Source organism: Pseudomonas sp. GD04058 (genome assembly GCF_029836855.1).
Taxonomy (GTDB): domain Bacteria; phylum Pseudomonadota; class Gammaproteobacteria; order Pseudomonadales; family Pseudomonadaceae; genus Aquipseudomonas; species Aquipseudomonas bharatica.
The window spans coordinates 184,635-197,370 of record NZ_JAOECN010000009.1; the positions used below are offsets into that span (position 1 = coordinate 184,635).

Sequence of the window (12,736 nt, forward strand, 5' to 3'; positions counted from 1 at the left end):
GCGCTAGCGGCCCCAGAATTCCCCGGTCACATCGATGGCCCTGTCCTCCTCCACGAACGTCACCACCCGCCTGACTTGCCGGTAGATCCCAGCCGCCTCCGAACGCAGCGTGATCCCGTCCCGCAAATCCACCGCCTGCGCCGCCACCACCGCCTCGATCCTGACCAGCCACGCCACCCGTTGCACCAGCCGCGCAGTCTTCTCCACCACAGCCAGCCCCTGCCCCGCGTAATCCTCGACCCGGTCCGCCACCGGCACGCTGAGCGCCGGCAATGGATTGGCCAGGTGCACGATCTCCGCCACCAGCGCCGCAGCCGTGCGCTGCAAGGCCGCCAGCCCGACACTGCCCGGACGCGGACTCAAGGAGTGCGGCAACTCGCTGGACCCAGGCGACAAGAGCTTCGCCATCCGCTCGGCACTGGCGACCGCCAGCCGGCTCAAGGCCAGCCCCAAACCTTCGAATGCCAGCGCCAGATGGGTACTGTCGAAGTTCGCCGTCACCAGCACCTCACGGCTTTCCACTACCAGCGCCGGGTTATCCGCCCCGCTCTGCAGCTCGATCACGACGATGTCCCGGGCCCGCGCCAGTGCATCACGTACCGCCCCCAGCACCACCGTGGAACAGCGAAAGCTCAACGGATCCTGCAATCGCCGCGCCTGCCGCTCACCGCCTTCGAGCAAGGCCAACAAGGCTTTCGATTCCTCCACCAGCCCCGGCGCGGGCCGCAAGTGCGCCGCCTGAAACGGTGCCACGCCAGCGCGATAGCCTTCGCAGGACAACGCCAGCACACCCCGCTGCCGATCCAGCAACCGCTGCGTCTCGCTGACCAGCAAGGCTCCCAGCCCGATACTTGCCGAGTTGGCCGAAACCAGCGCCAGACCGTCCTTGTCCCGTGGCACCAACGGCGTCAGCCCGGCCCGCTGCAAGGCTTCAGCCGCCAGCAAGCGCTCGCCGTGATACTCGACCCAGCCCTGCCCCTGCAAAGCCAGGGTCACATGGGCCAGGGGCGCCAGGTCACTTGCCCCAAGCGAGCCGAGCAACGGCACCTCGGGGTGAATGCCGTGATCCAGGAAATCCCCGAGCGCCAAGGCACTGGCGAGAGAAATGCCCGATCGCCCCAGGGCCAGCCCGGCCAGCCGCGCCGCCATAATGGCCCGTACCTCCCGCCGCGACGCCAGCCGCCCCACACCCACCGCCCGGCCGGCAGCAATGCGCTGCTGGAACCCGGCATCGCCCTGCGCGTGATCCACCGCAGCCCCCAGCCCGGTAGTCACACCATAGATGGGCGCACCCGCTGCGATCAGTTCCAGCAACAAGGCATGCCCGGCGTCGATGCGCCCTCGCATGCCTTCATCCAGTCGCGCCGACACCTCGCCATCCACCACCGCCAGCAAACGCTCGATGGGCCTCATGCCCAACGCAACCGCTGGCCGATCCCCAAGTGCCGGGCCTTGTCCAGCAAGGCATGGCCGAGGGCGATATCGCTCAGGCTCAAGCCGCGATGCCAGAACAGGATGGTCTCGTCCGGATGCTCGCGCCCCGGCCTCAGCCCGGCGACGATCTGCCCGAGTTCGGCATGCAAGGTCTGCGCGCTCAGCCGCCCTGCCTCGACATGGGCACGCAGCGAGCCGAACTGCCCACCCTTGCATTGTCCCCAATCGTCCACCACCAGCTTGTCCATGATGTCGGTCAGCGACAGCTCCACCGCGCTCATGGTGCCGTAGGGCACGACAAAGGCGCCCGGCTCGATCCACTCGGTGCGCAACAACGGCTCGGGCCGTTCCAGCCGCGATGCTTCGACCACGATATCGGCGCCGCGCACGGTGCTCTCCCAGTCCTCGGTCACCACCACCGGTTTGCCCAGGTCGCGACGCAGGCGCTCGGCGAAGGCTTCGCGGCTCTCGACCCGACGCGAATGCACGCGGATCTCGTCGAAATCGAACAGGTGATCCAGCAGGCGCACATTCCAGTACGCCGTGCCCCGCGCGCCGATGTGCCCCAGCACCTTGCTGCCGGGCCTGGCCAGGTGCCGGGCTCCGATGGCGGTCAGTGCACCGGTGCGCATATCGGTGATCGCCGAGGCATCGAGGATCGCCTTCGGCACACCGGTGGCTGGGTCCAGCAGGTTGAGAATCGCCAGCTCCGACGGCAGGCCCTGGCGATAGTTGTCGACGAAATCACCGACCACCTTGACCCCGGCCCGGCCGATCCCACCACCGAGCACGCCGCGCAGCACATTGAAATGACCATTGATCCCGGCACCGGGAACCAGGTGGGTACGTGGCTCGATCACCGCCTCGCCCTGCCCCTGCAAAGCCAGCCCGGCTTCGACGGCGGCGAGGATTTCGTCGTTGTCGAGGTTCAGTTCGGCGACGTCGAGACCATTCAGAAAATCGATGTAGATCGGTTCATGCACGCTGCTCATCACAGGCTCCCACTGACTTTCGCGGCGACATCGGCTGGCAGCCAGGCGCTCCAGACCTGCGGATGGTCACGCAGGAAATCCTCGGCAACAGCGCGAGGTGGCAGACGTTTTTCGCTCATGCGGGCGAGGGTCTGGTTGAGCAGGTCGATGGGCAGATCGACCTTGCCGAACAGGTCCACCAGCTCCGGATATTGGGCATGGAAAGGTGCGGACACGCCAATTGCCAGGCGTGCCGGCATCGAGCGGCTGCCGCGTGGATTGGGATGATTGGCGTTGGACAAGGTTTTCCAGGCTTCGGCGTCGAATGGCGGCTCTTCCAGCTTCACCAGCTTGTAGCGGCCCAGCAGCGGGGTCGGCGACCAGTAGTAGAACAACACCGGCTTGCCGCGGCGGATCGACGAGGCCACTTCGGCATCCAGCGCCGCACCGGAGCCGGTACGGAAGTTGACGAAGCTGTCGTTCAGGCCATAGGCCTTGAGCTTCTGGCTGTTGACGATTTCCGAGGTCCAGCCGGTGGGGCTGTTGAGGAAGCGCCCCTTGTCCGGGGATTCCGGGTCCTGGAACAGCTTGGCGTAGCGCGGCAGATCGGCAACCGATTTCAGGTCCGGCGCCAGGGCCGGGAGATTGCGCTCGGGGTCGCCCTTGATGACGAATTCCGGGACCCACCAGCCTTCGGTGGCGCCCTTCACCGTATCGCCGAGCCCGAATACCTTGCCCTCGGCTTCGGCCTTGACCCAGGCCGGACTACGGCCGGCCCATTCTTCGCCGATCACCTGGATATCGTTTTTCGCCAACCCCGCTTCGAGGCTGACGGTACTGCCGGGCAGGGTGTCGGTGGTGTAGCCGTAGCCCTTTTCCACCAGCAGGCGCAGGACCTCGGTGATGAAGCTGCCGCTTTCCCAGGTGATGTCGCCGAAGTGGATGGGCTGGGGTTTGTCGGCGGCGTGGGTGAGCAACGAGAGGGTGACGAGGGCGGTGCCCAACAGGGTTTTCAGGAGTTTCATGCTAATGCCTCGGGTTCGGCTGTGTCCCTCAGGGCCTCATCGCTGGCAAGCCAGCTCCCACACTGTGGGAGCTGGCTTGCCAGCGATGAGGCCCCGAAGGGCACTGAAGATCAGAAGTCGTAGGTGAGCTTGGTGTAATAGAACGCCCCCTCGGGCGCCGAAGGCGCGAGGTAGCTGTACTGCTGCCCCGGGGTCTGGCGCAGGCGCAGGTTGAAATCGTCCGGCTTGCTGTCGAACAGGTTGTTGGCACCCACCGACAGCTTCAGTTGCTTGCTAAACGCGTAGTTCACGTCCAGGTCGGTGTTCCATTGCGCCGAGAAGGTCTGGTCGTACTGCGCGTTGGCCGCCGAGGCCGCGTATTTGCGGTACTCGCCATAACGGGTCTGGGCCAGGCTGACGGTCCACGGCCCATAGCGGTGCACCGCGCCCAGCACCAGCTTGTCTTCCGGGTAACCGTGTTCGAGGAAGCCGCGTGCCTCGCGGGTCAGCACATCGAAACCGTAGGGGTTGGCGTTCACCGATTCGATGGTGGTACGCGCCTTGGTATAACCCGCCGACAACGCCAGGTTGCCGAAGCGCTGCAGATCCAGGTTGTACTTGCCGACGATATCGACGCCCCGGGTGCGGGTATTGGCCGCGTTGGTCATGAACTGCGCCCAGCTGTACTGGCCGTAACCGGCGGCGGCGAGAATGCGCTCCGCGTCCGGGCCGGAAATCCCGCCACTGTAGAGCAGGCGATCACGGATGGTGATCTGGTAGGCGTCGATGGTCAGCGACGCCTGCTCGCTCGGCCGGAACACCACGCCAAGGGAGTAGTTGGTGGACTTCTCCGGCTTCAGCGCCTCGGCCCCCAGGGCCTGGGCCGCCGGGTGATCGACAGGAAGGATGCGCGTCAGCACCGGGTTGCCGTTGACATCGACGTTGGTGGTGGTGGTCCAGGAGGTGCCGATCTGGCCCAGGGTCGGCGCGCGATAGGCGCTGTTGACCGTGGCCCGCAGGCCCACCTGCGGCGTCAGCTCGTAGCGCGCCGAGAGCTTGCCGGTGGTGGCCGAACCGAAGTCCGAGTAGTGCTCGGTACGCCCGGCAATGCCCACCTGGAATTTCTCGGTGACCTGGTTCTCCAGGCCGAAATACACCCCGCCAACATCACGCTTGTAGGTCCCGGCATCGTCGGGCATCAGGCCGGAAGCCTGCACCGCACCCACCTGCACGCCATCGATGCCGCCATAGGAATAGGAGTCGTAGTCGCCATCTTCGAGGCGGTATTGCTCGTGGCGATAGGCGATGCCGGCGGAGACGGTCAGCGGGTTGTCCGACCAGGCCACGGCCAGGTCCCTGGCGTAGTCGATGCCCAGGTTGGTCTGTTCGTTGACCAGGGTCGCGACATCGAACTTGGTCGGGCTGTTGGCGCCGTAACTCGGGTTGACCGTATCGAAGGCCAGTTCGTCATGCTTGTCGCGGCCATAGGTGGCACTGAAATCGAAGCGCCCGATGGCCTCGTCTTCGAAGCGCGAGCCGACGGTGAACGAAGCATCTTCGTAGCGGTAGCGATACTTGGGAATGGTGCCGCCGGGATACAGCGCGGCGACGTTGTTCGGGTTGGACGCCAGCAACGGCGGCGTGTTGTTGATCGACTTGTCCTGGCCGAAGGTGGCGAAGCTGTAAAGCCGCCACTGGTCATCCAGGCCGACCTCGGCGTTGGCAGCGAGGTTGTACTTGTCGCGAGACGCACCGCCCCAGCGCGGATCCTGCCAGGCGCCCCCGGCCTGGTACTGGTCGCCGATATCGGTGGGCTTGGTATTGACCCCGTTGAAGCTCAGGGTGAGGAAGCCGTCCCCCGGCAGGCCCAGGCCGTACCAGCCATCGGCGCTTTTGCTGAAGCCGTCGCCCTGGGCGTACTTGCCCAGCTGGGTATTGAGCTGGCCGCCGCTGTCGCGCTCCTTGAGCACGATGTTGACCACCCCGGCCACCGCGTCGGAACCGTACTGGGCGGACGCGCCGTCACGCAGCACCTCGACATGGTCGATGGCGCTGATCGGGATCATGTCCAGGTCGACCGGCTGCGCGCCAATGAACGGCACGCCGCCGGAAATGTTCACCACCGCCGAGGCATGCCGGCGTTTGCCATTGACCAGCACCAGGGTCTGGTCCGGAGCCAGGCCGCGCAGCGAGGCGCCCTTGGGGTTCTGCCCGCGGGTTGCACTCTGGTTCTGCGGGAAGTTGAACGAGGGCAGCAGTTGGAACAGCGCCTGGTTAAGTGTGGTGGCGCCGGTCTGCACCAGTTCCTCGCTGTTGATCACATCCACCGGCGCGGCGCTGGTCAGGGCGGTGGCGTCGCTGCGGCGGGTGCCGAGGGCGACCACGCGATCCAGGGTCGGCACGCTGGCGGCGGAGGTTTCGCGGTTGGCGATCCGGCTGGCACTGGCAGTGCCGGTCGCCGACGACGATTCAGCCTTGTCCTTGATGATGAAAGCGCCGGTCGGGCTGACTTCCAGGGCCAGCCCGGTTCCCTGCAGCGCCGCCTCGATGGCCTGGGCCGCGGACAGGTTGCCGTCGACCCGCGCCGAGGAATAACGCCCCAGCTCCGGCGTGAAGGAAATCACCTGGCCGCTCTGCCGGCTGATGTTCAGCAGTACCTCGTCCAGCGGGCCGGATTCGAGATGCCAGGCCTGGCGCGCTTCGTCGGCGAAGGCCGCACCGCCCAGCAGCAGGCTGAAGGCGATGGCCACGGATGTCTTGTTGCGTTGCGTGTTGTATTGATTCTTGCGCACAACGATTCCCCCCACGGAATCCAAACCGCGCTGCTCCCTCGGCAACGCTTGCGGGAAGGGTGTGGCGCGGGCCAGGGAAATCTTGCAGATCGTTTGGTTATGGGCTTATGCCGCCGTCAGCGTGACCCAGTAATCGCTGCGTCGATTGATGCGAATCGGCAAGGTACGGCTGAGGGCTTCGAGGACTACATCGCTCTGGTCGAGGCGGTACAGGCCGCTGACCCGCAGATCGGCGATGGCCGGGTCGAGGCGCAGCACCCCATGCCGATAAGGGCGCAGGGCCTCGATCACTTCGCTCAGCGGGCTGCCGCGTACCTCCAGCAGGCCATTGACCCAGGCGCTGTCACCGCTGCGCAGGGCCTGGACCCTGCCGAAACGCAAGCGGTCGAAAGTGACCTCCTGGCCGGGCTGCAACTGCAGGCGGTCGCCACCACGGGTGACGATCTGCAGCGGCGCCTGCATGGCGCCGACCCGGCACTGGCTGTCGCGATCACGCAGGAGAATCCGCGCATCGCGGCCATACACCTCGCCACCACTGGTTTGCAGGATGAAGGGGCGGTGGTCGGCGGCCACCTGCAGCAACCCTTCCCCACCCCGCCATTTCAACAAGCGGCGCTGGCTGTCGAATTGCACATCGGCGGCGCTTTGCGCGTTGAGTACCAGTTCGCTGCCGTCGTCCAACTGCACGGTCTGGCGCTGGCCGATGCCTGTGGAAAAATCAGCACTCAGCGAATCGAATGTTGGCGTCAGGCTCCAGCTTCCGCCGATCATCAGACCGGCTCCGAGCAAGGCTCGCTGCAACACCTTGCGCCGGCTCGACGGCGCATCCAGCGCCCGTTGCAGGACACCGCCATCAATACCTTGGGCAATCGGCACCTGGAACACGCCGAGGGTGCGCTCCAGGCGCAGGCAGAGTTCTTCATGGCGCGGATCACGGGCACGCCAGGCCAGGAAAGCCTGGCGCTCCGTATCGCTGGCCTGGCCTGAACGCAGCAGGACGATCCAGCGGGTGGCCTGTTCGAGCAGGCGTTCCTGTTCGGCGCTCATATCACTCCAGGCTGGCCTTGAGACAACGGTGGATGGCCTTGGCCATGTAGTCGCTCACCGAGCGTTGCGAGATGCCCAGTTGCGCGGCGATTTCCGGGTAGGTCAGGCCGTTGACCTGGGACAGCAGGAAGGTCGCCTTGACCTTGGCCGGCAGGCCGTCGAGCAATCCGTCGATGATCTGCAGGGCTTCGAGCATCTGCGCCAATTCTTCCGGCGAAGGTGCCTGCGCCTCGTCGTCCAGGTGCAGGGCATCGAGATAGGCGCGCTCCAGGTCGCGGCGACGCCAGAGCTGGTACATCAGGCGCTGGGCAATGGTGGTCAGCAGCGCCCGCGGCTGGCGGATCGGCTCGGCGACCGGAGCACTGAGCAACTGCACGAAGGTGTCGGCGGCGATGTCTTCCGCGCCACCATCGCCCAGGTGTCGGCGCAGGCGCAGGCACAGCCACTGGTAATGGTTGCGGAACAGCGAGCCCACGTATTCGCGGTGGGCGTGGTCGAGACCGGACATGAATGACTCCAGAAGGAGGATTGCTAGAGATGTCCGGTGGTCCGGTGACGCCATGCTAGAGGGAGGGCTTATGCTTTAAAAATATTTAAAAAGCATTCGATTATTCGAATTTGAAATTAGCGGCATCGTGCTCGTAGTCGAGCAGGATCTGGTAATCGGCTTCGCTGGCAGGCAGGACTTCGCGGATCGCCAAGGTGTCGGCGAACGCGTGCAGCGTCTGGTTCAGCGCTTGGCGGATGCGTTCGGCGCCGGTCTCGTCGAGGTGGGCCGGGCCGATGAAGGGCAAGGTCGGGCTCGGCGCACTGACATCGAGGATACGTAGGCCGCTGACTTCCTCGTTGTGGTCGCGGGCGAGGTAATCCCAGGTGATGCTGTCGATCGCCGCCAGATCGCCCTGCCCTGTCTTCAGGGCCTTGAGGCTGTTGCGGTGGCCGCCGGTGTACTGGATGGCGGAGAAAAACCGGTTGTCCCGCTGCAAGGGCGCGAGGCGATGGCGCAACAGGTTCATGCCGGAATTGGAGTCGGGGCTGTTGAGCAGGCCGCGGCTGTCGAAGAAGTCGGCCAGCGCGCAACGCGGATCGTCTTCGCGCACCACCAGCAGGCTGCAATGGTTGCCGGCGCTGGCGTGGGGCAGTTCGTAGACCGGGCGGCCAATGACCCGGACCTTGCCGCGCAGCAGGGTCATCAGCGGGTAGCCGCAGGTCTGGGCGAACAACAGGTTCGGCGATTGCCACAGGGTGGGCAGGTCGAGGGCAATGGCGTCCTCACGTACCGCACCAAGCAGGTCCAGCGTGTGTTGCAGCCAGGATTCGCTGGCCACGCGAACCCGCGAGGGGGCCACGTACATCAGCAGTTCGGCGTAGGCCATGGGCACTCCGGGTCAGGCGAAAGGATGTTCGGGGCTGTCGATGGGACGCAGGCTGTGCGCGCGGATCAGCTCGCCATAGCCGTGCACCAGATAGCCGCCACTGCGCGCCAGCCATTGCTCGCGACGCTGGCGGTAGACGGTTGGCAGGAAATACCACGGCAGGCCTGGCAGGTCGTGGTGCACCAGGTGCAGGTTGAGGTGCAGGAACAGCCAGGTCCAGGGCCAGCCGGCTTCGTTGAGGACAGTGCGTTGCTCCGGGCGTTCGGCGGGACGGTGCTCGTAGAAGGATCGCAGCATGGCCACGGACAACGCCGGCACGCTGGCCAGGAACACATACTGGGCAATGGACAGGGCGCTGTATTTGGCGATGAAGGCAAACATCAACAGTGTGCAGAAACCGTGCGTCAGCCACATGCGCCAGGCCTGGCGGTCACCCTGTTTCAGGCGGGTGAGTTGTTCCCGGGCAAGGCCGAACAGGGCTTGCGGAGCGCCGGTCAGCAGGCGTCCGGGAACGGTCTTGTCGAGCCAGCGCAGGGCCCGGTTGGTCTTCCCGGTGCGTTGCCAGGCCTGTTGGCCGAGGTAGCGGCTTTCGGGGTCGCGGCCCGGCAGGGTGAGATCTTCGTCGCGGTGATGCAGCAGATGGCTGTCGCGATACAGGGTATAGGGGTACCAGACGGCGAACGGCGCGTAGCCGAGCAGCTTGTTCAGCCAGAGGACGCGGGTCGGATGGCCGTGGAGCAGCTCATGTTGCAAAGACAGCCAGAGCACCAGCAGCGGGATCAGCAGCACCGTGGTGAGCCCGGCGCCGAGCAACGAACTGCCCAGCAACAGGGCGAACCAGCCGGCGTAGGCCCCTGTCAGCAGCAGCCAGGTCGGCCACTCGCTGCGCCCGAGGAAGCTTGCGTGCAGGCGCAGCACTTCATCGCGCTGGGCGTCGTCGAGGTAATGGGGCATGAAGGGGGTCCTGAAATGGCGGATACCCCCTTTGTGGAATGAGGCGGGAAAATCTTGCAGATCGATTGGTTATAAAGGGCAGGATTCTCTGTTGTTTTCGCGGGCCTCATCGCTGGCAAGCCAGCTCCCACAGGTACTGCACAAATCTCAAGATCTGTGCTGAACCTGTGGGAGCTGGCTTGCCGGCGATAGGGCCCTCAAGAACAAAGCAAAACTACCTGCCTTCCTCCACATCCTTGCCGCTGGCATCGATCGCCCGGCTCGACGGGTAGCGCGACGATGCATAACGCACCACCAGGATCGAGAACGACAGCAGCAAGATACCGCCGCACAGGTACAGCAGCCCTTCGTCGGGTGCCTTGTGATGCGAGACGTCACCGATCAGCAGGCGGGTCAGCGCGGTGATCGCCACATAGAGCAGGAAGCGGATCGGCATGTGGTTGGTCTTGAAATAGATCCCCACCATTGCGCCCAGCTCCAGGTAGATGAACAGCAGCAGGATGTCGTCGACGCTGACCCCGCCCTTGCCGATCATGTCGATGAAGGTAGCGACCGCCGCATAGGCGGTGATGGCACCGATCCCGAACAGGGCCAGGTAGTGGAACGCCTCGACGCACAGGTTGCCCAGCGAGTCGGCCCCGCCATGCAGGCCCTTGCGCAGTTTTTCAGCCCATTTGATGTTCACGATGCGAATTCCCCGATACGGCTTGGAAGAAGGATGCTGCCGGCATATGACGGCTATGCCTGCATGCAGTAAAAAGGCCAGCGGCCTCGCTTGAGAAGGCGACCGATTGCCGCAAGGCACGCCCGCACACCCTCCGCCTGCAAAAATCTGGGCTATAAAAAGGCCACTATCCAATGCCGGGCGATTACTGTATAAATACCCAGTATTCCGTATTCCTTCAATTTCGAAAAAGGCGTGAGGTGATGAATGGCCGTCGAAGTGGTATACCGCAGCAGCCGCGACCTGGAGCGTTTGTTCATGGATAAAGCCGAAGCAGACCGTCACGACAAGATGCTCGAGCTGGCCGAGATGCTGGCTGAAGTCCTGAAGAAAGCAGTGCCGTCGCTGGACGAACAGCAGGTCGATGACATCGGTATCTACATGGCGAAGAACCGCGACGTGTTCGCCAAGGCCTTCAAGAGCCAGCCGGATGCCCTGTCCGAACTGCTCGAGGCACCTGCGGACGCGGAGTGAGCCCTAGGCGTTACCGTATACCAGGCGCTCCGCCAATTGCTCCGCCACCCGCGCCGGCGAGCGTTTTTCCGCCTGGGCGTGGGCGAACACCTCGGTCAACCGGCTGGGGATCCGCGCCAGGTGTGCGGTGATGTCGGGCAGTGCCTGGCCCTGATGGGTCAGCGCCACGTAGATCAGGCCGCCGGAATTGATGATGTAGTCCGGCGCATAAAGGATGCCGCGGCTTTCCAGTTGGTCGGCCACCTGCAGGCTGGTCAGCTGGTTGTTGGCCGAGCCGGCCACCGCCGCACAGCGCAGTTGCATCACGCTTTGCCCGGTGAGGATCGAGCCCAGGCCGCACGGCGCGAAGATATCGCAAGGGGTGCCTACCATCGCTTCGGCAGCCACGGGCTGGGCGTCGAATTGTTCCATCGCCAGTTGCACCCTGCCCTGGTCGTGGTCGCTGACCAGCAGCTCGGCGCCCGCCGCATGCAGCTGTTCGGCCAGCGCATAGCCGACATTGCCCAGCCCTTGCACGGCCACTCGCAAGCCCTCCAGGTTGTCGCTGCCCAGGCGTGCCATGGACGTGGCGCGAATGCCGGCGAACACGCCCATCGCCGAATGCGGCGAGGGGTCGCCGGCGCGGGTGGTGCTGGTGACGTGCCGGGTGGACTGGGCGATGCAGTCCATGTCGAGGGTCGAGGTGCCGCTGTCGATGGCGGTGATATAGCGGCCTTCGAGGGACTCGATGAAACGGCCGAAGGCTTCGAACAGCGCGGCGCGATTTTCCACATGGGGATTGCGGATGATCACCGCCTTGCCCCCGCCCAGCGGCAAGCCGGCCAGGGCGGCCTTGTAGGTCATGCCCTGGGCCAGGCGGATGGCATCGCTCATGGCGCTGTTGTCGTCCGGGTAGGCCAGGTAGCGACAACCACCCAGGGCCGGGCCCAGTTGCTCGTTGTGGATGGCGATCACCGCCTTGAGGCCGGTGGCCGGGTCGGTGCACAGGTGCAGTGATCGAGTGCGGGTGCTTTGCATGAGAGCGAACATCAGCGGCCCCTCTTGAACAGTGCTGCATCCAGTATAGGTGTGCCCTCGATGGCTGCCGCAGCACTGGACGAAACGCCGTGCCAGGGCTAAAACAGAAGCTCTCGACGGAGATCGCCATGAACCCACGCCACGCCTGCCTGGCCTGTCTGGAACGCACACCCCCGGCCTTGTTCGAAGCCGGATTGTGGGTGGCTGCCGAGCATGACGCCAAGGTCGATCCGGCGCAGGTGATGCGCGGGCTGCGCGAGCTGCAGCATGAGGTCAGCAATGACCTGCCGCTGCTGCCGCTGAACGAGCTGGCCCAGCCACTGCTGCGCAAGCTGTGCTCGATGGGTTTCCAGGAAGACGAATACCACCCCTTGCGGCCCCAGGCGGCACTGCTCGATCAACTCATGCAACGTCGTCGCGGCCAGCCGCTGGCCCTGGCCCTGCTCAGCCTCGAGCTGGCGCGGGGGTTGTCGATTCCGTTGGAAGGGGTGAATTTCCCGGGACATTTCCTCTTGCGCGTACCGGGTGCAGACCATCTGCTCGACCCCTGTGGCGGCCGGCGCTTGTATCCGGCCGATTGCCGGGAATTGCTGGGGCGCCAGTTCGGCCCGCAAGTGCCGTTGACCGCCGAGCATCTGAAAACGGCCAGTGCGCGGGAGATGATCCAGCGGCTATCGCGCAATCTGCGGCAGTTGCATTCGACCCACGGCGACGATATCGCAGCGCTGAGGGATGCCGAGCGGGTAATGGAGCTCGGAGCGCCACTGGCCAGCGATTACCTGGCCCGGGCCACGCTCTACCAGCATCTGGATTGCCCGCAGGCCGAGCGTCATGACCTGGAGCATGCATTGCTGCTGACCGATGACCCGATCCAGCGACTGCGGCTGACGGAGCGGTTGGGGCATTTGCCTTCGGGGAAAAGGTCAGTGCATTGATGTTGTTC

The 12,736-nt window shown here is 64.9% G+C and carries 12 protein-coding genes; 2 read left to right on the forward strand and 10 right to left on the reverse strand.

What is annotated here, in order from left to right:
* Positions 1 to 3 precede the first annotated feature (3 nt).
* From N7650_RS11040 to N7650_RS11080, 9 genes are all read right to left on the reverse strand, one after another.
* Complete coding sequence (locus tag N7650_RS11040) at positions 4 to 1,413, reverse strand: aromatic amino acid ammonia-lyase (protein ID WP_279898175.1); 1,410 nt, start codon at positions 1,411 to 1,413, stop codon at positions 4 to 6.
* A complete protein-coding gene (locus tag N7650_RS11045; RefSeq protein WP_279898176.1) occupies positions 1,410 to 2,426 on the reverse strand; it encodes an ornithine cyclodeaminase family protein in 1,017 nt (338 codons plus the stop codon). Before N7650_RS11045 ends, N7650_RS11040 begins: the two co-directional genes overlap by 4 nt.
* The gene (locus N7650_RS11050) at positions 2,426 to 3,430 is read right to left on the reverse strand and encodes an ABC transporter substrate-binding protein (protein ID WP_279898177.1); all 1,005 of its coding nucleotides are present in this window, start codon (positions 3,428 to 3,430) and stop codon (positions 2,426 to 2,428) included. Before N7650_RS11050 ends, N7650_RS11045 begins: the two co-directional genes overlap by 1 nt.
* A 110-nt stretch (positions 3,431 to 3,540) precedes the next feature.
* Positions 3,541 to 6,159, reverse strand: coding sequence for a TonB-dependent receptor (locus N7650_RS11055; RefSeq protein ID WP_279898192.1), 2,619 nt, complete (start codon positions 6,157 to 6,159; stop codon positions 3,541 to 3,543).
* 147 nt (positions 6,160 to 6,306) lie between these two features.
* Positions 6,307 to 7,248 carry a DUF4880 domain-containing protein gene (locus N7650_RS11060; protein WP_279898179.1) on the reverse strand — a complete coding sequence of 314 codons (942 nt, stop codon included), beginning with the start codon at positions 7,246 to 7,248 and terminating at the stop codon, positions 6,307 to 6,309.
* A gap of 1 nt (position 7,249) precedes the next feature.
* Positions 7,250 to 7,756 carry a sigma-70 family RNA polymerase sigma factor gene (locus N7650_RS11065; RefSeq protein WP_279898180.1) on the reverse strand — a complete coding sequence of 169 codons (507 nt, stop codon included), beginning with the start codon at positions 7,754 to 7,756 and terminating at the stop codon, positions 7,250 to 7,252.
* A gap of 100 nt (positions 7,757 to 7,856) precedes the next feature.
* Entirely contained in the window at positions 7,857 to 8,630 is a 774-nt protein-coding gene (locus N7650_RS11070) for a PhnD/SsuA/transferrin family substrate-binding protein (RefSeq protein ID WP_279898181.1), read from the reverse strand.
* A 6-nt stretch (positions 8,631 to 8,636) separates the two neighbouring features.
* Positions 8,637 to 9,578: a fatty acid desaturase gene (locus N7650_RS11075; RefSeq protein WP_279898182.1), complete on the reverse strand. Its 942-nt coding sequence runs from the start codon at positions 9,576 to 9,578 to the stop codon at positions 8,637 to 8,639.
* Between the two features lie 214 nt (positions 9,579 to 9,792).
* Positions 9,793 to 10,263 carry a phosphate-starvation-inducible PsiE family protein gene (locus tag N7650_RS11080; RefSeq protein WP_009395129.1) on the reverse strand — a complete coding sequence of 157 codons (471 nt, stop codon included), beginning with the start codon at positions 10,261 to 10,263 and terminating at the stop codon, positions 9,793 to 9,795.
* A 246-nt stretch (positions 10,264 to 10,509) separates the two neighbouring features.
* Between N7650_RS11080 and N7650_RS11085 the strand changes: the two genes are divergently transcribed.
* Positions 10,510 to 10,776: a YebG family protein gene (locus N7650_RS11085; RefSeq protein ID WP_009395127.1), complete on the forward strand. Its 267-nt coding sequence runs from the start codon at positions 10,510 to 10,512 to the stop codon at positions 10,774 to 10,776.
* A gap of 3 nt (positions 10,777 to 10,779) precedes the next feature.
* Here the strand turns inward: N7650_RS11085 and N7650_RS11090 are convergent, their stop codons facing one another.
* On the reverse strand, positions 10,780 to 11,805 hold the full coding sequence (locus tag N7650_RS11090; RefSeq protein WP_064302398.1) for a Glu/Leu/Phe/Val dehydrogenase dimerization domain-containing protein: 1,026 nt from the start codon (positions 11,803 to 11,805) through the stop codon (positions 10,780 to 10,782).
* Between the two features lie 116 nt (positions 11,806 to 11,921).
* Here N7650_RS11090 and N7650_RS11095 point away from each other — a divergent pair, with 116 nt between their 5' ends.
* Positions 11,922 to 12,728 (forward strand): transglutaminase family protein, encoded by an 807-nt coding sequence (locus N7650_RS11095; RefSeq protein ID WP_064302397.1) that lies wholly within the window; start codon positions 11,922 to 11,924, stop codon positions 12,726 to 12,728.
* Positions 12,729 to 12,736 lie beyond the last annotated feature (8 nt).

What these genes read in the sequence shown, in the direction of transcription:
- N7650_RS11040 (WP_279898175.1), bottom strand. Translation starts at nt 1,413, where the DNA reads ATGAGGCCCATCGAGCGTTTGCTGGCGGTGGTGGATGGCGAGGTGTCG.
- N7650_RS11065 (WP_279898180.1), bottom strand. Translation starts at nt 7,756, where the DNA reads ATGTCCGGTCTCGACCACGCCCACCGCGAATACGTGGGCTCGCTGTTC.
- N7650_RS11085 (WP_009395127.1), top strand. Translation starts at nt 10,510, where the DNA reads ATGGCCGTCGAAGTGGTATACCGCAGCAGCCGCGACCTGGAGCGTTTG.
- N7650_RS11050 (WP_279898177.1), bottom strand. Translation starts at nt 3,430, where the DNA reads ATGAAACTCCTGAAAACCCTGTTGGGCACCGCCCTCGTCACCCTCTCG.
- N7650_RS11045 (WP_279898176.1), bottom strand. Translation starts at nt 2,426, where the DNA reads ATGAGCAGCGTGCATGAACCGATCTACATCGATTTTCTGAATGGTCTC.
- N7650_RS11090 (WP_064302398.1), bottom strand. Translation starts at nt 11,805, where the DNA reads ATGTTCGCTCTCATGCAAAGCACCCGCACTCGATCACTGCACCTGTGC.
- N7650_RS11060 (WP_279898179.1), bottom strand. Translation starts at nt 7,248, where the DNA reads ATGAGCGCCGAACAGGAACGCCTGCTCGAACAGGCCACCCGCTGGATC.
- N7650_RS11075 (WP_279898182.1), bottom strand. Translation starts at nt 9,578, where the DNA reads ATGCCCCATTACCTCGACGACGCCCAGCGCGATGAAGTGCTGCGCCTG.
- N7650_RS11095 (WP_064302397.1), top strand. Translation starts at nt 11,922, where the DNA reads ATGAACCCACGCCACGCCTGCCTGGCCTGTCTGGAACGCACACCCCCG.